Source organism: Algoriphagus sp. NF (genome assembly GCF_028823735.1).
Classification (GTDB): domain Bacteria; phylum Bacteroidota; class Bacteroidia; order Cytophagales; family Cyclobacteriaceae; genus Algoriphagus; species Algoriphagus marincola.
Window position 1 is genome coordinate 1 of the sequence record NZ_JAPEIB010000028.1, and the last position, 19,052, is coordinate 19,052.

Here is a 19,052-nt window from a genome sequence, read left to right on the forward strand (position 1 = left end):
AACAATACCTTTACTTTTTCTTCTGAAAAGTATATAAGGATTTATAGTAGAACGATGAACTACGAAGAATGGATGGACGATATATGGAATAGATATTTCTTACGAGATGATGGAATTGGACTATGTTCATTTGAAAATGAGAGGTTAAAGGTTGCATTTGATACTTTGAAAACATCCTTAAATACTCTAGTCTCAAAACCAATTAACTCTGAATATCTAGAAAAAAAATTAAAATTGACTCAGAAATCGAATAGACAGGGGCTTATTTTCATATCAGAACCTATAATAATTGGAGGGTATTCTTTCCATTTCTTAAAGTCGAAAACAAATAAAAGCTTGTTTGTTTCAAAAATGAATTCAGATGGAATTTGGGAGTATGAATGTGGAGTAACTATCTACGGTGAACTCCATTGAAATATAAATTTATAATGCCATCCCCAAATGGGATGGCATTTTACAAAAAGCTGGAAACGCGCCTAATTGAAGATGTTCAGGAATTAGCTGGGCTGAAATCGTTACAATTGGGATAAAAAATATGGTCCAACGGCAGGAAGTTTACCATTTGATTACTACTACAAAATGGCATTTGGAGGATTAGTCAATCCTTCTGATAAAACGCAACTAATCGATGAAGCAAAACCATTCATCCCATCAGGAAGTAGCTGGGCTAAAATCGATCAAATCCTAAAAAATGAAGCATCTGGAAGCAATCAAGCAAATGGTACGAAATGTAATTAATGGATTTGTATTCCTTGTTCTACTCGGATCTTCTTTCGTTTGCGAAGCTCAACAAAAAGATAGGCTGACAAAAGAACAATATGAGGTGATCGAAGGAGCCTTCAGAAATTCTGGAAAAGATCAAACGCGGATTTTCTTTCAGACAATCGATTACAAATCCTGGGTCCACCTATTGTATGGGGACTACTACAGGGAAGATTGGGGCATTGCACTTTGCTCATTTGAGGATTCCAAACTAGAACAAGCCATCGATCAATTAATCGATCATGTAAGGAATATTCAGGTCAAAGAGTTTAATCCTAGCAAGCTGGGAAAAAGATTTGTTTTGGTCAAAGATTTGACAGAGCAACCCTATTTGTCCCTTACAGAGCCGATCATTATAGGAGACTACTCTTTTGTATTGTTTAAATATCCCAATTCAGAAAGTTTAGAAGTTCAAAAAAAGAATGAAAAAGGAGAATGGGTCTATGAAGGCTCGATCCCGCTGTATGTAGTTTTCACTGATTAATTTGATTAGAAAGCCATCCATTCTAGGGGTGGCTTTTTACCAAAAAGCTGGAAACGCGCCTAATTGAAGATTTTCAGGAATTAGCTGGGCTGAAATCGTACAATTGGGATAAAAAATTTGGACCAACGGGTGGTAGTTTAGGGTTTGACTACCCCTATCTAGTTTTAGATTGCTTCAACACCTTTTTGTGCAAACAAATTTGTAATTTGGTCCGGATACAAGAATAAATGAAAAGGTGGCATTCACATCCTTACAGTCATCAGGATGTTAATAATATGAGCATAAAAAATCCAATTCCCCGTGAAGAGTCCATTAAAACATATTTTAATATTTTCATTTCTTCTCTTGAGTTGGATCATTTCTTCTCCATTGAATGGTCAAACCCAAAATACTTTAGATCCTATTTCGGAGGAACAATACGAAGTCTTGAAAGCCTTCTTTTCGAATCAGAAAGCTAATCGAATTAAGCTCCACTATAAAACAATCGGAGACCCATCCTGGATTGATTTTTTATTGGAAGAAAAATGGGAAAAGGGCGTACAGCTCTGTTCATTTAAAGATGAAATGCTACCTGCTTCAATTGAACAGCTACCCGAATTAAGCAGTCAACTTTCTCAAAAGTTTCTTGATAAGAGAATGTTGGGAGCCAAAATCAAACTCACCAAAAAATTGGACAAAGAAACCGTTCAGTTTATCTCCGAACCCATAATTATTCAAGATTATGCTTTTCTCCTCACAAGAGAATACGAATCTCACGCAGTGCAAATTTATCACTATGACCCGGCGAGGGGTTGGAAATATGAATGTTCCGCCTACAGTTATTATGTCATTTCTTGCTATGGATAATAGGTGAAAGACGCTTTTCCCTTTCACGTTTATATTTCTCAATTTGATGATCTGATACAAGCAATTTCCCTCCCTTCCTCCCCCAAATCAATAAGTTTCCTTAATTTTGCGCCCTATGGCAAAGACAGCGACTCCGGCGGAAAACGCCCAATTGAAAGATATAATTTCCCATGCCAAGGAGTATGGGTTTGTGTACCCCAGTTCGGAAATCTACGATGGCCTACAGGCGGTCTATGACTATGGCGCTTATGGGGTTGAGTTGAAAAACAACCTGAAGCGTCTCTGGTGGGAAACCATGACGCGTGTCCACGAAAATATTGTCGGGATCGATGCGGCTATTTTTATGCATCCTACTACTTGGAAGGCTTCCGGTCACGTGGACTCCTTCAATGATCCCATGATTGATAACAAGGACAGCAAAAAACGCTATCGCGCCGATGTCTTGGTGGAGGAGCATGCTGCCAAATTGGAAAATGATGGGAAAGTGGAGGAAGCCAAGCAGCTCACTGCTGCTTTAGCTCGCTTGCTGGAAGCGGAGGACTTGGCCGGTGTGCGTGACTTGATCGTGAATACGGGAATTGCCTGTCCAATCAGTGGCACGACCAACTGGACTGATGTTCGTCAGTTTAACTTGATGTTTTCTACTCAGGTAGGTTCTGTGGCTGAAGATGCTTCGACCATTTACCTGCGTCCGGAGACAGCACAGGGGATTTTTGTCAACTTCCTCAACGTGCAAAAAACTGCTCGGATGAAGGTTCCTTTCGGCATCGCCCAAATCGGGAAAGCTTTCCGAAATGAAATCGTAGCCCGTCAGTTCATCTTCCGTATGCGTGAGTTTGAACAGATGGAAATGCAGTTTTTCGTACGCCCTGGCACCGAACTCGACTGGTACAAGCAGTGGGCTGAGACTCGGATGAACTGGCATTTGGCATTGGGTACCCCGGCTGAGAAATTGAGAAAGCATGACCATGAGAAATTGGCGCACTATGCCAATGCAGCCATGGATATCGAATACGAATTCCCATTTGGTTTCAAAGAAGTGGAAGGGATTCACTCAAGAACTGATTTCGACTTGAAATCCCATCAGGAATATTCCAAGAAAAAGCAGCAGTACTTCGATCCGGAGGTTAATCAGAACTATATTCCTTATGTGATTGAGACTTCAATAGGTGCTGACCGCTTGTTCTTGTTGACCCTTTGCAATGCTTATACTGAAGAAAAGACAGAAGAGAAAAGCAGAACCTATTTGAAATTCCATCCGGCTATCGCTCCGGTAAAAGCAGCTATTCTTCCGATCACCAAGAAAGATGGATTGCCGGAAAAAGCGCAGGAAATCGTGGAATTATTGAAATATGATTTCAATATTATTTATGAAGAGGCGGCGTCTATCGGAAAGCGTTATGTGAGACAGGATTTGATCGGAACGCCATTCTGTATCGCTGTGGATCATCAGACTTTGGAAGATAATACAGTTACCATCCGTCACCGGGATACGACCGAGCAGGAGAGAGTTTCCATCTCCGAATTACATGGCCGAATCGCTGAGGCGACGAGCTTTAGACGGGTTTTTGAGAAGATTTGATAATAGCTGTTAGTGAAGGCACTATCAGTGGCGATGAGAACTAGTGAAAAAAGCCTTGAGATTTAATTTCTCAAGGCTTTTTGGTTTTATCCTCCTCCATTATTGTCTCACTCACGGTAATATCCCCTGAAGGCATGATAAATTTTTGAGATAGTAATTGTTTTGAGCTTTTCCCGATTTTCTACCAACTTCCCGGCCGATTGTGTAGTTTAGATTCAAAAGCATATCCATGTCCCAAAAAGCCCTGATCATCGGTTCCGGAATTGCCGGTATTGCATCCTCTATTCGGCTAGCGGTCCAAGGCTATCAAGTTGAGGTTTTCGAGGCGAATTCCTATCCCGGCGGAAAACTTTCCGAAATCACCTTAAAAGGTTACCGCTTTGATGCAGGCCCATCGCTTTTCACCCTCCCTGAGCAAGTCGAAGAGCTCTTTCGGCTAGCCGGGAAAGATCCCAAGGATCATTTTGATTACGAAAAACTGGAAGTAGCCTGTCATTATTTTTGGGAAGATGGGAAGCAAATCAAGGCCTGGGCAGATATCCATCGCTTTGCTGAAGAGGTAGAAACCAAGCTAGGGGAACCTGCTCAAAATGTACGAGAGGCTTTGCGGAGCTCGGCCTTTATTTATGAGCATTTGGCACCCCTATTCATGCATCGATCCCTGCATCAATTTGGTACCTGGACCAATCCGCAAGCGCTAAAGTCTTACCTCAAAATGGGGAAATTGGGCATTTTCTCCACCATGAATCAGGCAAATGAACGGCAATTCCAGAACCCAAAGTTAGTTCAGCTTTTCAATCGCTATGCTACCTACAATGGATCGGACCCCTATCAGACCCCAGCTACCCTGAATATCATCCCCCACTTGGAATTCAATATCGGAGCCTACTTCCCCAAAAAAGGGATGCATGACATCACCATGAGCTTGTATAGACTAGCTGTAGATCTAGGAGTTGGTTTTCATTTCAATGCAAAAGTTGAAGAGATCTTAGTGGAAAATGGCAAAGCCGTGGGAGTCCAAGTCAATGGCCAAAGCCATCCAGCTGATCTGGTCGTCAATAATATGGACATGGTGAATGCCTACAAAAGTATTTTGCGCAAGCAGAAGCAGCCCAAGAAGTTGCTGGAGCAACCCAAATCCAGCTCTGCCCTGATTTTTTATTGGGGAGTCAAAAAAGAATTCCAAGAGCTAGGACTACATAACATTCTTTTTTCGGAAGATTATCAAACTGAGTTTGAGCATATTTTCAAAAAGGGAAGCATCTACGAAGATCCGACTGTTTACATCAATATCACCTCCACTCACAAATCCGACGATGCTCCCGAGGGCTGTATGAATTGGTTTACGATGATCAATGTCCCCAATAATCAGGGGCAGGATTGGGATAGCTTGATACAGGAAGCCCGGAAAAACATCATCTCCAAAGTCAATCGGGTGTTAAAAACTGATTTGGAATCCTTGATCGAGGTCGAGGAAATTCTAGAACCTCGAACGATCGAGTCCAAAACTTCCAGTGCGAATGGAGCGCTTTATGGCAACTCTTCCAACAATCGATTTGCAGCTTTTCTTCGGCATGCCAACTATTCCTCCGACATCAAAAATCTTTACTTCTGCGGGGGATCAGTACATCCTGGAGGAGGAATTCCGTTAAGTCTCCTTTCGGCGAAGATTATGATGGGATTTGTGGGGGATTCCTAGGAAAAATTCAAAAATGACTTTAGTACTATTAATCTTATCATCCAATTTTTCGTATTTTACATTATGGATTTCAAAAAACACCTAGAGATTCGGCCCGAAAAACGATTTGGTAAACCATGTCTTAAGGGCACCAGAATTTCAGTTTATGACGTACTGAACTGGATGGCCAATGGAATGAGTCGCTATCAAATAAAGTCTGATTTTGAGGAAATTACAGATGAAATGATTGATGCCTGCTTAGCTTATGCTGCAGATAAGGAGCAAAGATTATGATAGGGTTTGTGAAAAATTAGAAAATTGAAAAACTGTCCCAAAATGAGGTGCAGTCCTCTAACTTGAGGTTGGAAAGTTGTAAAAGTGGAAAGGTGAAAATTTGGTCAAAGACTCGCAAATTAACTTCAAATCCTGCTCTGCTGCTCGTAAATCGTATTTCGTCAATCATAAATCACAAAAGTGAGTCTATTGCTTCCTGAACCAGATCCTGCTCAAATCCCCGCTGCATCAAATAGCCGACAACCTTAAATCGCTTTTTGTACAGGTCGGGTTCTTTGGTCTTCTCCCATTTCTTTTCTGTCTCCGAAAGAAGCGTGTCATAGTACTCCGTTGGGTCAATTTCCAGCAAGCCTTTTCTGATCAGATCCTCAGGAACTTGCCGCATCTTCAGCTCCATTCGAATCCGGTTTTTACCCCATTTTTTCAAGCGGAATTTTCCCCTGGCAAAGGCCCTGGCATAGCGTCCCTCATCGATAAATTTCTCCCGGAGAAGAAAACCTATCAGCTTTTCAATCTGCGCTTCAGCGATCCCTTTTTCAAAAAGCTTACGCCGCACCTCCCAGACACATCGCTCCTGATAGGCACAGAAAGCAGCGATTTTTTCCTCAGCCTCCTCGACCGTCCATGTGGTTTTTCGGACTTGCTTTGGGTTATTTCTTCCCCAACCAGACATTTTGATTAATTTTATAGAAAATTTTGTCCTTAGTTTTTCTCAAACCTAATAAAAACTCTTACGATGCGAAAGAAAATCATAGCCGGAAACTGGAAAATGAACATGACCTATGAAGAAGGTCAAAAACTGACTTCTGAGATCGCGCAAATGGCACAGGATGAACAGTTGAAAGGTGTCAGCCTCGTGCTCAATCCTCCCTTTCCTCATCTTCACGTGGTAAAAAAATTAATCGGCGGGGCACCCAATGTTTTTGTGGGAGCTCAGAACTGCTCTGATAAGGAATCAGGAGCATACACCGGTGAGGTTTCGGCACCAATTTTAGCTTCATTTGGAGTGAATTTCGTCATCATTGGGCATTCGGAGCGGAGAGAATATTTCAAAGAAAATAATGAAATGCTCACCGAGAAAGTAAAGCAAGCCTTGGCAGCTGGACTCCAACCAATTTTCTGCTGCGGTGAATCATTGGATATCAGAGAGGCCGGAACCCATGAGCCTAATGTCAAATTCCAGCTCACTGACAGCCTTTTTGAACTTAGCGCTGAAGAAATTTCAAAAGTCACCATCGCATACGAACCCATTTGGGCAATCGGTACAGGAAAAACAGCTTCCGCTGAGCAAGCTCAGGAGATGCATGCGGCTATCCGAAAGCATTTGGCCAGTAAGTATGGTAAGGAAGTGGCTGATTCAATTTCCATTCTTTATGGTGGAAGTATGAAACCGTCAAACGCTGCCGAACTTCTTGCTAAGCCCGATGTGGATGGAGGACTTATCGGAGGGGCTTCTCTGAAATCGCGCGACTTCATCGATATCGCCAAATCCTACTAAGCTTGGATGGACTACCGGGAATTCAAATTCACTTGCTCCGAGGATTTTCGAGAGATTCTAATTGCTGAACTTTCTGAGATAGGTTTTGATGCCTTTTTGGAAACAGATGAGGGCTTTGAATGCTACTCGCCTTTGGATTCGTTCGACCGAGAAGCCTTTGAGGAGATTCTGAATCGCTATCAAAGTCATGCAAGCATCAGCTTTTCGGAGAATCTCACCAAAAAAGTCAACTGGAATGAGGAATGGGAGAAAAACTATGACCCCATTGTAGTCGGTGACTTGGTATTCGTCAGAGCTTCTTTTCATGAGCCAAGACCAGGGTTTAAATACCAGATAGTCATCAATCCCAAAATGTCTTTTGGGACAGGTCATCATGCGACTACCTTTCAGATTCTGCAGCTTCAGGGAAAAATCGACCATCAAAGTAAGCGTGTATTGGATGTGGGTTCGGGTACTGGAATCTTAGCAATCATGGCTCATCTTCTTGGAGCTTCTTCTGTTGAAGCTTTTGATATCGATGACTGGTGCGTGGATAATGGGAATGAAAACTTTCAGCTCAATGAAGTCCCGGCAACCATGGGGCTAGGCAGCATTCGGGATGTAAATCCCAAGGGGCCCTTTGATATCATTCTCGCCAACATCAACAAAAATGTGCTTTTGGACGAAATGGAGATATATTCCCGTCTGTTGGCACCTCATGGGTACTTACTTCTGAGTGGTTTTTACACCCATGATATTGCCGATATCCAATTGGCTTGCGAAAAGCTTGGCCTGGAATTAGTCAATCAAAGTGAAAAAAATAATTGGGCTGCATTGGTCTTCACTAAAAGCTAAGATGGAGGAACTCTTGTTTTATGCGGTTTTGTTTTTGCTGCTCTTAGGGCATACGCTCTTAGCAGGAAAAATGTACCGGGCTGTACATGGAAATTCCATGCTTTCGATAAAGCAAAAAAATGACTGGAAACTTAAGGCCTTGATTTTTCCCGCTTACTATTGGTTTCAATACCAAAAAGAAGTTAAACAATCCTGAAAAGGGGTATTCACAATACACGATCGAACCCGATCCTCAAATTCTTTCGTAATTTACACCCATGGAGTACGTCTGGAAACCTAAACCAATAGCAGCTCAATCTGCACTCGAAAAACTCAGCAAAGAGATCAATGTCAATCCGACTTTGGCCAATGTGCTGATCAATCGGGGTGTTGAGAGCTTTGAGCAGGCAAAGGATTATTTCCGACCGAGCCTAAGTCAGCTTCACGACCCTTATCTAATGAAGGGGATGCAGGAGGCTGTCAATAGAATCGAGGAAGCCATTCGGGACGAGCAAAAGATCCTAGTTTATGGAGACTACGATGTGGATGGCACCACGGCAGTTTCGCTCGTCTATGGCTTTCTAAAAGGCATTTATCCACACGTAGACTTTTATATCCCAGATCGATATAAAGAAGGCTATGGGATATCCGAAAGAGGGGTCAGATATGCCTCAGATGAAAATTTTTCTTTGGTTATTGCATTAGACTGTGGGATCAAGGCCATCGAAAAAGTGGCATTAGCCAAGGAACTGGGCGTAGATTTTATCATTTGTGATCACCACACACCCGGGGAAATTCTTCCGGCTGCCATTGCCGTTTTGGATGCAAAACAGACGGACTGTCAATATCCCTACAAAGAATTAAGTGGCTGTGGGGTCGGTTTCAAACTGATCCAGGCAATTGCCAAAAAAAGAAATATCGATGAATCCGCACTTTACGGATACTTGGACTTAGTCGTTGTCAGCATTGCAGCAGACATTGTACCTATCACCGGAGAAAATCGAATTTTGGCCTACTATGGTCTCGATCGGATCAACAATACTCCCAGACCCGGACTCAAGGCTTTGATCCTACGCAGCAAAATCGAAAAAGACATCGGCATCTCTGACATTGTCTTCAAAATCGGTCCAAGAATCAACGCTTCCGGTCGCCTAGAACATGCCAAAGCATCTGTGGAGCTTCTGATCTCTACCGAACTGGACGAGGCGCTGGAGCGAGCCAAAGTAGTAGATGAAGTCAATGCCACCCGCCGAAATTTCGATGAAAACATCACCCGAGAAGCATTTGAAATGATTGCGGCAAGGGAAGAGGAGCAAACCTGGAACTCAACGGTGCTATTCAAGGAAGATTGGCACAAGGGTGTCATCGGGATCGTAGCGAGCCGCTGTATCGAAAAGTACTACCGTCCAACCATTATACTCACCGAATCCAATTCCAAAGCAACGGGAAGTGCGCGGTCTGTTGTAGATTTTAATATTTATGAAGCCATTGCAGAATGTAGCGATCTCTTAGATCAATTTGGAGGTCACAAATATGCTGCAGGTTTGACACTTTCGGTGGATAAGGTTCCTGCCTTTCAGGCAAAATTTGAAGAGGTAGTTCGAAACCGAATCGAGGAAGTTCATCGAAAACCGGTCATTGAGATCGATGGAGAACTCCTGCTGGACCAAATCAATTATCGCTTTTACAATATTCTAAAGCAAATGGCCCCTTTTGGCCCCGGAAATCCCGAGCCCATTTTCAAGATTTCCAATGTGCAGGCCGAGGATGTGGTCGTTTTGAAAGAAAAGCATCTTCGGTTCAAAATTGTGCAGGACGGTCAACTCACCACTCCGGTTTGTCTTGGCTTCGGAATGGCGGATCGAGCTAAGGACCCAGATTTGACTACCGTAAATTTCCTTAGATCCCGAATGCGTTTTGACTTAGTGGCAGAAATGCGGGAAAATTTCTTCCGGGACAAAAGTAGTTTGCAACTCTACGTGAAAGATATCAAATTCGACTAGTATGGAACTTCGAGCAGAGCATCTCATCAAAATATACAAAAGCCGAAAGGTGGTCAACGATATCTCCGTTGAGGTAAAGCAAGGGGAAATTGTCGGGTTACTAGGTCCCAATGGAGCAGGAAAAACCACTTCTTTTTACATGATCGTGGGATTGATCCAACCGAATGAAGGGAAAATCTTTTTGGATCAGGAAGATATTACCAGCCTACCAATGTACAAAAGGGCCCAATTGGGTATCGGATATTTAGCGCAGGAAGCATCCGTTTTTCGCAAACTTTCCGTGGAAGAAAATATTCTGGCAGTCCTCGAAATGACCAATATGCCAAAGCAGCAGCAAAAGGAAAAAGTGGAAAGCCTATTGGAAGAATTCAGCCTAACCCATGTCCGTAAAAACTTGGGAATGGTTCTCTCAGGAGGAGAGCGAAGACGAACAGAGATTGCCCGTGCATTGGCGGTTGATCCTAAATTCGTATTGCTTGATGAGCCATTTGCCGGGGTAGATCCGATTGCCGTTGAGGAAATCCAGACCATCGTAGCCAAGCTTAAAACCAAAAATATCGGGATATTGATCACCGATCACAATGTAAATGAAACCCTATCCATCACGGACCGGGCCTATCTGATGTTTGAAGGAAGACTTTTGAAAGCCGGGACTGCTGAAGAATTAGCTGCCGATGAGCAAGTAAGAAAGGTCTATTTGGGCAGTCAGTTTGAATTGAAACGCAAAACTTTTTCAAATTAATGGAGGTAATCAACAGCTTTATGACCTGGGTCTTCAAAAGCCGCCTGGGACAAATCGAATATTTCAAAAAAGCCCCGCATGCGGCTCAAGACAGCGTGTTGAAAGACCTTATTGAAGCTGGAAAACAAACCAAATTCGGAAAGGAATTTGATTTTTCAAGCTTTAAGAGCTACCAAGATTTTGCTAAAAATGTACCTCTAAACGATTATGAAGGCTTCAAGCCTTATATCGACCGAGTCATGAAAGGAGAGCAGAACCTGATCTGGAATACAGAAATCGAATGGTTTTCTAAGTCATCAGGTACTACTTCCAGCAGAAGCAAATACATTCCCGTCACTGAAGAAAGCCTTGAAGAGTGTCATTTTAAAGGCGGGAAGGATATGGTCACTATTTATGTAAATAACTATCCTGACTCCAAGCTTTTTTCGGGTAAATCCCTGACAATCGGAGGTTCTTTGGAATCCAACCCACTCAACTCAAATAGCAAAGCAAAAGCAGGTGATATTTCAGCTGTCATCATGCGTAACCTTCCCATTTGGGCACAATTTGCCAGAACTCCCTCGCTTGAGGTCGCTTTGATGAATGAGTGGGAAGCCAAAATTGAAAAAATGGCTCGCGAAACCATGGACGAAAACGTCGTGAGCATTGCGGGTGTTCCCACCTGGACCATCGTCCTACTGAGAAGAATCCTTGAGATCAAAAAAGCCAAAAACATCCTGGAAGTCTGGCCTAATCTGGAGGTCTTTTTTCACGGAGCGGTAGCCTTTGGTCCCTATCGCAACCTTTTTAAAGAACTCATCCCTTCTGACAAGATGCGGTACATGGAAACCTACAATGCATCGGAGGGATTCTTTGGACTGCAAGACCAAATAGATTCTGACGAATTACTGTTGCTTTTGGATTATGGGATTTTCTATGAGTTTATCCCCATGGAATCTTGGGAGGATGAGAATCCTACCGTACTTCCGCTATGGGAGGTAGAAGTAGGAAAAAACTACGCCTTAGTCATCTCAACAAATGGTGGGCTATGGAGATACAAAATCGGAGATACCGTCCGATTTACCTCAACTAAGCCCTACCGATTCAAAATTTCCGGAAGAACCAAGCATTTTATCAATGCTTTTGGAGAAGAAGTCATTGTGGAGAATGCAGAAAAGGCGGTAGAATTTGCAGCTGAAAAGACTGAAGCGACCATCGAAAACTTTACTGCTGCCCCTGCCTACTTTGGAAACAATGGCGAAAAAGGTGCGCATGAATGGATCATTGAATTTGCCAAAAACCCGACTGACCTAGCCAAATTCGAAGAGCTATTGGATCAGCACTTGCGGGAAATTAATTCTGATTATGATGCCAAAAGGCATAAAGACCTAGCGCTTGTAAAACCAATTATTCATGTAGCCGAAAGTGGGCTTTTCCAAGAATGGCTGCGCAAAAAAGGAAAGCTTGGCGGACAAAATAAAGTCCCCCGACTATCAAATAGCCGCGACTATTTAGATGAGCTTTTAGCGATTATGAATTAAGCTTAATCAGTTCGCCAAAACTTCCTCGACAAAAGCCCTAATATCCTTTGCCAAGGCTTCAAAGTCCTCTCTGCGATTGTACATCATGTGGCCTGCCTCGTAATACTTCATCTCAATACGGTCTTGAGGAAAATCATGCCTGGCAAAAGTAAATTCCGCATCAAAGAAAGGAGTAATCAAATCATAATAGCCATTGGCTACCATTACTCTCATCTTTGTATTTCTATGCATCACTTCGCTGAGTGCTCTCGCAGTACTGACATAGGAAGGCTCCCAATAGCTGCCATCTGGAACTGGTCTCCAGCGCCATTTACCGCCAATTTCTCCGTTGGAAGACAAATAAGGAATCTCCAGCTCCACACCCAATTCATTGAGTAGGTATGAATTGAAGGCTGCGGTATAAGCTCCCTCTGTCATGTAATCACTCGGATCTCCTAATACAGGACCTTCTGCTACTTGATCGGTTTCCACTGCTGCAAATCGTCCATCTAAGGTCCCTATTGCCTTCCCATCTTCTCTCAGAAGCTCCTTTTTGAAGCGATGCATCAAAATCTGATTGTCAGACCTAAGAATATATTTTTGATCTAATCCGGTGAAATAAGAAAGCTTTTCCGCAATCTCCTCTTTTCTCTCTTTGGATAGATTTTGACCTTCGAAAAGAGCAGGAAGGTATTCTTGATAGGCAAAGTCTCGGGCTTCCTTAGCAAATTCCTCTATGCTTTTTCCCTCTCCGGCTTTCCCATGATACCGGGCTGTCACAGCCATAGATGGCAAATAGGTAAAAAATGAGGTCAAATTATCTGGCCAAGAAGATGATCCTGCATAATCCAATGCCTGAGAAATCAGAATTAGGCCATTTAAAGCAACGTGCTGCCCATCTCCCTCCAAAACTTCAGCGACTTTGGCGGCACGAGTTGTACCAAAGCTTTCCCCTGCCAAGAACTTGGGAGCCTGCCAACGATTGTTTTCCCGAATCCAAATCCGAATGAAATCAGCAACTGACTGTGCATCTTCGACCAAACCCCAATAGTCTTCTACTTTCCCTTTTTCCCTTACTCGACTGAAGCCTGTTCCGATAGGATCCAAAAAAACTAGATCAGCCAGATCCAGCAAAGCCATTGAATTGCTTTCAACATGGTATGGAGCAGCTCCATCATCCGCTTTGGCCTCAGAGTCTACCCGCACTACCTTAGGCCCAAAAAATCCCATGTGAAGCCAAATAGAAGCTGAGCCTGGCCCTCCGTTAAAAATAAAGATCACAGGCCGATTTTGGTCAGCTCCCTCCTTGATGTAGCTAGTACTCCAGAATGAGGCAGTCACTTCTCCTTTCAAATTCTTAAGAAATGTTTCTTTGACAATGGACTGATAAGAAATCCTTTGACCGTCAAACACCCCGGTGTGGCTTTTTACAAATTGACGCGGACTATGCGAGGCGGTATCAGACTCTTGGGCGAAAGAGGACTGGTAGGTAAATAAAAATACAACAAGGAGAATAGATGAGATTTTTTGCATGATTTAATATAGTTTGGCTCCGTTGGCAACAATTCGCTCGGTAGATGTAAGAACTACCCGTCCTTTTTCGTCTGGAAATCCAGTGATCAAAACTTCAGACATAAAATCAGCAATCTGTCTAGGTCGAAAATTGACTACGCATACTACCTGCTTACCTTTCAGCTCGGCTTCTGAGTAAAGCTCCGTAATTTGGGCAGATGACTTTTTCACACCGATTTCAGGTCCAAGATCAACCCAAATTTTATAGGCAGGTTTCCGCGCTTTTTCAAAATTTTCAGCTCGAATAATGGTACCAACACGAATATCTAATTTGGCGAATTCTTCGTAGTCAATCGTTTGCATAGTGATTTTTTTTACTAATTTTATGAACCTTTTAAAATGCCCTAAGTTTAAGATAAGGTAACGAACTCAAAATGCTTAATAAACCTACATTTCCTTTTGGTAAAATTGGCTTCATTCTGACCTCTGTGTTAGCATTATGCCTTTTTTCAGGTGAATCACTAGCGCAAAATGAGCAAGAGAAGCCAATTGAAGTACCAAGACAATCAGACCGACCTGTTGTAGAAGAAGATGGATCCTTTCATCATAATTTTAATTCGGATCAAAATGATATCAAAGCTAATGCTGAATTAAAAGTTAGTCCAGTTCCAATCCCTACCACTCCTATCAGAAGAGAAGTAGTCATCGGACCTGAAGGAAAAAAATCCAGTGAGCCTTCATCAACATTATCATTTAATATCTTTCTCTATGTTTTAGAGAAATTCAAAGCAGACTAATTTGTGTTTTCTTTTAAAAGCAAAAAGGGACTTTTTAGAAAGTCCCTTTTTTTATGATTCTGCTAGAAATTTTTCCAGATCTTGTACACTAATCATTCCTTCATAAAAGGCTCGTCCAAAAACAGCAGATTGTACCCCTACGTCTCTTAGCGCCTTGAAGTCGTCAATCCCTCTCACCCCGCCACTTGCTGCAATATGCAACTGGGGAAACTTCTCCTTCACCGTCTTATAAAGCTCAAAATTGGGACCTTCCATGACCCCATCTCGAGTTACATCCGATACTTTGAGATATTTGAGGCCTCGCTCATAAAAGAATTCAATATGTTCGTAGAGATCAATACTTGTTTTTTTGAGCCAACCACGGATTTTAATTTTATTATCTGATGGGTTGGTATCCGCTGCAAGATTGATTTTTTCACGCCCATAGGACAAGATAAACTGAGCGAAACGCTCCGGGTAGTTTGCCGCCGCAGAAGATATCGTTACCGTCTTTGCCCCAAACTCTAGGCATTTGATCACATCTCCATCAGTCGTAATTCCTCCGGTGAAATCAACCTTCAAATCGGTATATCCGGAGATTGCCTCCAAAATATGGTAGTTTTTTGGCTCACCCCGTCTTGCACCATCCAAATCCACCAAGTGCAAGCGCTTAATGCCAATAGACTCAAATTGCTGAGCAATCGCGAGAGGATTATTGGAAATGACTTCCTGAGTGGAAAAGTCTCCACGCTTCAGGCGGACACATTTGCCATCAATAAGCCATATTGAAGGTATTATTTCAAACATTTTAATTTCGATAGAGGTGTCTAGTAAAATAAGCAGAAAAATCTGAATCCTAAAGATAACACAGAAGACTACTATCTCTCCAAGTAAAGTGGCAAAACTTTACAATTTTTTAAATTTACTCAAGGATTCAATGCAAAAGATGAAATTAGAATAGCAAGATAAGCAATTCACCCAGCACCCTAATTTTTTTTGCTAATTGAGCTGCATACTTCGATTTCGCTCAGTACAGTCGTCGAAAGAATGAGGGCATAAGCGTGCGAAATCTAAATCCCGAGGCCTATTCTAGCAGGTATTTTTTGTATTGATAGGAAAGCGAACAATCAGAAATTCAGTATAGCAACTTCGCTATTTTGCCATCTGGACCAGATGCCCAAATACTTCCTGTTGAAGTACTCAAAGAAACTGCATGGAAGGACATATCTGAAAAGCGATCCCAAGTTTTGCCACCATCTTTAGAAAAATCTGATCCGTTAGGTCCAACAGCTATCAACCAGGAAAATCTTGGGAAGTATTGTACACCGGATCGATAGCCACTTGGCCCTGTAGTATTTTCTTCAGACCAGTTCATAGTCGGAGTCAAAAAGAGTCCAATATTCCCTTTTTCTGAATCGGGCTCTAAGTAGTCCCCACCCACAGCTACCAATTCTCCCTTTTTCGTATAAGTCATTGAAAAAATTCCCTGCGAGGACTCTCCTTGAATCAGTGGACTCGGATGAACCATCCAGGTTTTCCCACGATCCGGTGAGTGGTGGATATTTGAATAACTACCGCCACTCCCGAGCCAAATATTATCTTCTTGCGCAAGGAGTGAACTAGCCGATGCCGCAAAACCTGCTTCGCCTTCCTCCGCTTGCGGAAGGGAATCCAATAGACTCCAAGTTAAGCCTGCATCTAATGTTTGATAGATCATCCAAAAGCCATCTACAGGATCTCCGAAGACGTAACCGCGCTTTTCATCTGCAAAATTGATTCCATCGAAAAATGCCTTTTCGGACTCTTCTAACTTCAACTCCCAACTTTCCCCACCGTCTGAAGTACGATAAATCCGAGCTGGTTGTCCAGCTGTCACCACTATGGCTTCTTCAGCATTAAAAGCATGAATCGAACGGAAATCTACCGAATCCAAGCCATCAACCACTCCTGAACTCCATGAGCTCCCTCCATCAACTGATCGAAGCCAAATTCCTTGCGAACCACTTGCCCAAATTATATCAGAAGTGACTACGCTGATACCACGAAGAGATGCTTCGGTTGGTGTATTGACTACTTCCCAAGCCAATGGTTTTTCTGGAGACTCCTGACCTGATTTATTTTGACAAGCAGAAAAAATAAGTGAATAAACGATGGCAAGCGTGAAGCTCAGCCGATTCTTGAATATGAAGTTTTGCACAAATACTTTTTATGAATAAAATTTCAGACTAGGCCAAATGTAAGAAGCTAAAGCATTAGAGCCTTATATTTTTATGCTGGGGTTTGAAATACCCCAGCACATGACTCTGAATAATTTCCTTAAACTTTCACGTCTACTTTTCGATACGCTTCAATAAGTGCAAGCTCACCTTCTTTTCCAGGCATCGCATTGCCATGCTCCATTCCCATTACCCCCTTAAACCCTTTATCATGAATGTATTTAAATACATTTTCAAAATTGATTTCTCCGGTTCCCGGTTCTTTTCTTCCCGGATTGTCACCTATTTGGATATAGGCTATTTCATTCCAGCACTTCTCCATATTAGCAATTAGATTTCCCTCATTTCGCTGCATATGGTAGATATCGTATAGAATCTTACATGCTGGACTATCTACTGCCTGACAAATCATAAAGGTCTGGTCAGCATGTCGAAGGAAAAGATCAGGATTGTCACTGAGAGGCTCCATGACCATGGTCAATCCATGTGGTTCGAAGATCTCAGCACCCCGTTTCATCGCTTCGATGACATTGGCAGTCTGAATCCCCATCGGCAGGTTTCTATCAAAATACCCCGGTACCACCGTCATCCATTTGGCATTGACCCGCTTGGCCACCTCCACTGATTCACGACAGGTTTTGAGAAAAGTATCCATAAATTCCTGCTTGCCTGTTGCTAAAGAAGTCTTCCAATTATCCCCACCTTCGATCACAAAAACTCCCATTCGCATCCCCAGTTGATCTAGGGTATTTCCGATTTGCTCTTGCTCCTCAACAGATCGCTTGAGCATACCATTATCTTCTAGAGAGCGAAAACCCTGATCAGCCATAAACTTCAGCTCATCGATGATTCCTCCCGGGGCGTGATTTCTAAACATCCCGAAATGCGGAGCAAAGTCCATGTTAAAAGTTGGAGCATTCAGCGAATCCTTGCCCATAGCCTGAAAACTCATTCCTCCAGTAAGACCCAAAAAAGTACTTCCAAGACCTACTCTTTTTATAAATCCTCTTCTTTCCATGGCTTAGATCACTTTAGTTTTACCGGGAACAGCATGTGGATAAAACCCATCCTCATTGGGAAGTATTTTTGGAAGGGCATCCCAGGCAAGTTTTTCAGGGAATAAATCTACAGATCCATTCAAAGCCTCATCCCAGGAAATGACTTTTCCCGAATAGGTCGCATACCTTCCCATAATGGAAGTCATGGTACTTTTTGCTGCATTTTCAGCATCAGCAAATTTATAGTCTCCTTTTACCAAAGCCGCCCAGAGTTCGTCGTGCTCTACCTGGTAGGGATTGGCATTGTTTTCCCGATCATGGGTATAAATGGAATTCCCTTTCCAATCACTCAGATTACCGTGATTTCCGGCACTGAGATAGACTTTCCCTTTCGTGCCTTGGAAGGTTTCGTCCACCCGATTAGCTGCTCCGGGGAAGTGTCTGCATTCACTGTGAATCACCGATCCATCTTCGTAGGTAAAGGTGATCACATGATGATCAAAGATCTCACCATGATCTTTTCCGGTACGAACCTGACGCCCACCTGTACCTTCTGCTTTCACCGGATAGCCTTGCTTGACCCAATTGGCCACATCGATATTATGCACATGCTGCTCTGTGATATGATCTCCGCAAAGCCAGTTAAAATAGTACCAATTCCGCATCTGATACTCCATTTCAGTCTGGCCAGGTTGTCGTTCTCTCACCCATACCCCACCATCATTCCAATAGACCTGTCCACCAACAATATCTCCTATTGCTCCATCGTGAATTCGTTTGATGGTTTCACGGTAGTTGGCTTGGTAGTGCCGCTGCAAACCAACGACTACATTCAATTTTTTTTGTTTTGCTATCTCTGCAGCGGCTAAAACTCTGCGAATTCCAGCAGCATCGGTGGCTACTGGCTTTTCCATAAAAATCTGTTTGCCTTGCCTTACGGCTTCTTCAAAGTGACTGGGGCGAAAGCCAGGAGGTGTCGCTAAAATAACCACATCTGCTTCAGCTATTGCTTGTTTGTACCCCTCAAATCCTACAAACTGTTTCTCTTTGGGAACCTGAACCTTTTCTGGACCATATTTATCCAAAATAGGCTTCAAACTTTTATCTAATCGATCCTGAAATGCATCTGCCATTGCAACCAATCGAATGGGGTGACCGGTCTCAAAAGCCTGGAATACAGCTCCCGTACCCCTACCTCCGCAGCCAATGAGTGCCAGCTTGAGATGGTTGTCAGAAGAGGCATAAGCCCCAGGTACGACGAATGGGGAAGTCAGGACACCTCCGGTCAAAATGGCGGAAGTCTTAATAAAGTCCCGGCGAGAATTTTCGGTTTTCATATTTTGGGTTGT

Annotated in this window: 20 protein-coding genes; 13 read left to right on the top strand and 7 right to left on the bottom strand. The window is 42.8% G+C overall.

Annotation, left to right across the window (positions count from 1 at the left end):
• From OU792_RS13235 to OU792_RS13260, 6 genes are all read left to right on the top strand, one after another.
• On the top strand, positions 1 to 414 hold a 414-nt coding region (locus OU792_RS13235), incomplete at its 5' end, for a hypothetical protein (protein ID WP_274670420.1).
• Positions 415 to 691: 277 nt separating this feature from the next.
• Entirely contained in the window at positions 692 to 1,246 is a 555-nt protein-coding gene (locus OU792_RS13240; RefSeq protein WP_274670421.1) for a hypothetical protein, read from the top strand.
• Positions 1,247 to 1,591: 345 nt separating this feature from the next.
• Positions 1,592 to 2,092 carry a hypothetical protein gene (locus tag OU792_RS13245; RefSeq protein WP_274670422.1) on the top strand — a complete coding sequence of 167 codons (501 nt, stop codon included), beginning with the start codon at positions 1,592 to 1,594 and terminating at the stop codon, positions 2,090 to 2,092.
• Between the two features lie 115 nt (positions 2,093 to 2,207).
• The gene (locus tag OU792_RS13250) at positions 2,208 to 3,674 is read left to right on the top strand and encodes a glycine--tRNA ligase (protein ID WP_274670423.1); all 1,467 of its coding nucleotides are present in this window, start codon (positions 2,208 to 2,210) and stop codon (positions 3,672 to 3,674) included.
• A gap of 229 nt (positions 3,675 to 3,903) precedes the next feature.
• Positions 3,904 to 5,373: a 1-hydroxycarotenoid 3,4-desaturase CrtD gene (gene crtD / locus OU792_RS13255; RefSeq protein ID WP_026946355.1), complete on the top strand. Its 1,470-nt coding sequence runs from the start codon at positions 3,904 to 3,906 to the stop codon at positions 5,371 to 5,373.
• A gap of 63 nt (positions 5,374 to 5,436) precedes the next feature.
• Complete coding sequence (locus tag OU792_RS13260; RefSeq protein ID WP_134200377.1) at positions 5,437 to 5,646, top strand: DUF433 domain-containing protein; 210 nt, start codon at positions 5,437 to 5,439, stop codon at positions 5,644 to 5,646.
• A gap of 172 nt (positions 5,647 to 5,818) precedes the next feature.
• On the opposite strand, the gene OU792_RS13265 is transcribed toward OU792_RS13260, so the two are convergent.
• Positions 5,819 to 6,319, bottom strand: coding sequence for a regulatory protein RecX (locus tag OU792_RS13265; RefSeq protein WP_274670424.1), 501 nt, complete (start codon positions 6,317 to 6,319; stop codon positions 5,819 to 5,821).
• A 63-nt stretch (positions 6,320 to 6,382) separates the two neighbouring features.
• Between OU792_RS13265 and tpiA the strand changes: the two genes are divergently transcribed.
• From tpiA to OU792_RS13295, 6 genes are all read left to right on the top strand, one after another.
• The gene (gene tpiA, locus OU792_RS13270) at positions 6,383 to 7,144 is read left to right on the top strand and encodes a triose-phosphate isomerase (protein WP_274670425.1); all 762 of its coding nucleotides are present in this window, start codon (positions 6,383 to 6,385) and stop codon (positions 7,142 to 7,144) included.
• A gap of 6 nt (positions 7,145 to 7,150) precedes the next feature.
• Positions 7,151 to 7,978 (top strand): 50S ribosomal protein L11 methyltransferase, encoded by an 828-nt coding sequence (prmA, locus tag OU792_RS13275; RefSeq protein WP_274670426.1) that lies wholly within the window; start codon positions 7,151 to 7,153, stop codon positions 7,976 to 7,978.
• A 1-nt stretch (position 7,979) separates the two neighbouring features.
• Complete coding sequence (locus tag OU792_RS13280; protein ID WP_274670427.1) at positions 7,980 to 8,174, top strand: hypothetical protein; 195 nt, start codon at positions 7,980 to 7,982, stop codon at positions 8,172 to 8,174.
• A 61-nt stretch (positions 8,175 to 8,235) separates the two neighbouring features.
• Complete coding sequence (gene recJ / locus OU792_RS13285) at positions 8,236 to 9,960, top strand: single-stranded-DNA-specific exonuclease RecJ (protein ID WP_274670428.1); 1,725 nt, start codon at positions 8,236 to 8,238, stop codon at positions 9,958 to 9,960.
• 1 nt (position 9,961) lies between these two features.
• Positions 9,962 to 10,702, top strand: a complete 741-nt coding sequence (gene lptB / locus OU792_RS13290) for an LPS export ABC transporter ATP-binding protein (RefSeq protein ID WP_024284379.1) — start codon at positions 9,962 to 9,964, stop codon at positions 10,700 to 10,702.
• The gene (locus OU792_RS13295; RefSeq protein ID WP_274670429.1) at positions 10,702 to 12,222 is read left to right on the top strand and encodes a GH3 auxin-responsive promoter family protein; all 1,521 of its coding nucleotides are present in this window, start codon (positions 10,702 to 10,704) and stop codon (positions 12,220 to 12,222) included. Before lptB ends, OU792_RS13295 begins: the two co-directional genes overlap by 1 nt.
• A gap of 6 nt (positions 12,223 to 12,228) precedes the next feature.
• On the opposite strand, the gene OU792_RS13300 is transcribed toward OU792_RS13295, so the two are convergent.
• Both OU792_RS13300 and OU792_RS13305 read right to left on the bottom strand, forming a co-directional pair.
• A complete protein-coding gene (locus tag OU792_RS13300; protein ID WP_274670430.1) occupies positions 12,229 to 13,734 on the bottom strand; it encodes a S10 family peptidase in 1,506 nt (501 codons plus the stop codon).
• 3 nt (positions 13,735 to 13,737) lie between these two features.
• Positions 13,738 to 14,076 carry a tRNA-binding protein gene (locus OU792_RS13305; protein ID WP_134200361.1) on the bottom strand — a complete coding sequence of 113 codons (339 nt, stop codon included), beginning with the start codon at positions 14,074 to 14,076 and terminating at the stop codon, positions 13,738 to 13,740.
• A 71-nt stretch (positions 14,077 to 14,147) separates the two neighbouring features.
• Between OU792_RS13305 and OU792_RS13310 the strand changes: the two genes are divergently transcribed.
• Positions 14,148 to 14,510, top strand: a complete 363-nt coding sequence (locus OU792_RS13310; RefSeq protein WP_133390954.1) for a hypothetical protein — start codon at positions 14,148 to 14,150, stop codon at positions 14,508 to 14,510.
• Between the two features lie 51 nt (positions 14,511 to 14,561).
• On the opposite strand, the gene OU792_RS13315 is transcribed toward OU792_RS13310, so the two are convergent.
• From OU792_RS13315 to OU792_RS13330, 4 genes are all read right to left on the bottom strand, one after another.
• Positions 14,562 to 15,296, bottom strand: coding sequence for a 1-(5-phosphoribosyl)-5-[(5-phosphoribosylamino)methylideneamino]imidazole-4-carboxamide isomerase (locus OU792_RS13315; protein WP_134200359.1), 735 nt, complete (start codon positions 15,294 to 15,296; stop codon positions 14,562 to 14,564).
• A gap of 328 nt (positions 15,297 to 15,624) precedes the next feature.
• Positions 15,625 to 16,686 carry a WD40/YVTN/BNR-like repeat-containing protein gene (locus tag OU792_RS13320; protein WP_274670431.1) on the bottom strand — a complete coding sequence of 354 codons (1,062 nt, stop codon included), beginning with the start codon at positions 16,684 to 16,686 and terminating at the stop codon, positions 15,625 to 15,627.
• 119 nt (positions 16,687 to 16,805) lie between these two features.
• Positions 16,806 to 17,723, bottom strand: coding sequence for a hydroxypyruvate isomerase family protein (locus tag OU792_RS13325; protein ID WP_274670432.1), 918 nt, complete (start codon positions 17,721 to 17,723; stop codon positions 16,806 to 16,808).
• 3 nt (positions 17,724 to 17,726) lie between these two features.
• A complete protein-coding gene (locus OU792_RS13330; RefSeq protein ID WP_274670433.1) occupies positions 17,727 to 19,040 on the bottom strand; it encodes a Gfo/Idh/MocA family oxidoreductase in 1,314 nt (437 codons plus the stop codon).
• Between the last annotated feature and the right edge of the window lie 12 nt (positions 19,041 to 19,052).

Coding starts and splice junctions, on each gene's coding strand:
- OU792_RS13240 (WP_274670421.1), top strand. CDS start 692: ATGAAGCATCTGGAAGCAATCAAGCAAATGGTACGAAATGTAATTAAT.
- OU792_RS13250 (WP_274670423.1), top strand. CDS start 2,208: ATGGCAAAGACAGCGACTCCGGCGGAAAACGCCCAATTGAAAGATATA.
- crtD (WP_026946355.1), top strand. CDS start 3,904: ATGTCCCAAAAAGCCCTGATCATCGGTTCCGGAATTGCCGGTATTGCA.
- OU792_RS13260 (WP_134200377.1), top strand. CDS start 5,437: ATGGATTTCAAAAAACACCTAGAGATTCGGCCCGAAAAACGATTTGGT.
- OU792_RS13265 (WP_274670424.1), bottom strand. CDS start 6,319: ATGTCTGGTTGGGGAAGAAATAACCCAAAGCAAGTCCGAAAAACCACA.
- tpiA (WP_274670425.1), top strand. CDS start 6,383: ATGCGAAAGAAAATCATAGCCGGAAACTGGAAAATGAACATGACCTAT.
- prmA (WP_274670426.1), top strand. CDS start 7,151: ATGGACTACCGGGAATTCAAATTCACTTGCTCCGAGGATTTTCGAGAG.
- OU792_RS13280 (WP_274670427.1), top strand. CDS start 7,980: ATGGAGGAACTCTTGTTTTATGCGGTTTTGTTTTTGCTGCTCTTAGGG.
- recJ (WP_274670428.1), top strand. CDS start 8,236: ATGGAGTACGTCTGGAAACCTAAACCAATAGCAGCTCAATCTGCACTC.
- lptB (WP_024284379.1), top strand. CDS start 9,962: ATGGAACTTCGAGCAGAGCATCTCATCAAAATATACAAAAGCCGAAAG.
- OU792_RS13295 (WP_274670429.1), top strand. CDS start 10,702: ATGGAGGTAATCAACAGCTTTATGACCTGGGTCTTCAAAAGCCGCCTG.
- OU792_RS13300 (WP_274670430.1), bottom strand. CDS start 13,734: ATGCAAAAAATCTCATCTATTCTCCTTGTTGTATTTTTATTTACCTAC.
- OU792_RS13305 (WP_134200361.1), bottom strand. CDS start 14,076: ATGCAAACGATTGACTACGAAGAATTCGCCAAATTAGATATTCGTGTT.
- OU792_RS13310 (WP_133390954.1), top strand. CDS start 14,148: ATGCTTAATAAACCTACATTTCCTTTTGGTAAAATTGGCTTCATTCTG.
- OU792_RS13315 (WP_134200359.1), bottom strand. CDS start 15,296: ATGTTTGAAATAATACCTTCAATATGGCTTATTGATGGCAAATGTGTC.
- OU792_RS13325 (WP_274670432.1), bottom strand. CDS start 17,723: ATGGAAAGAAGAGGATTTATAAAAAGAGTAGGTCTTGGAAGTACTTTT.
- OU792_RS13330 (WP_274670433.1), bottom strand. CDS start 19,040: ATGAAAACCGAAAATTCTCGCCGGGACTTTATTAAGACTTCCGCCATT.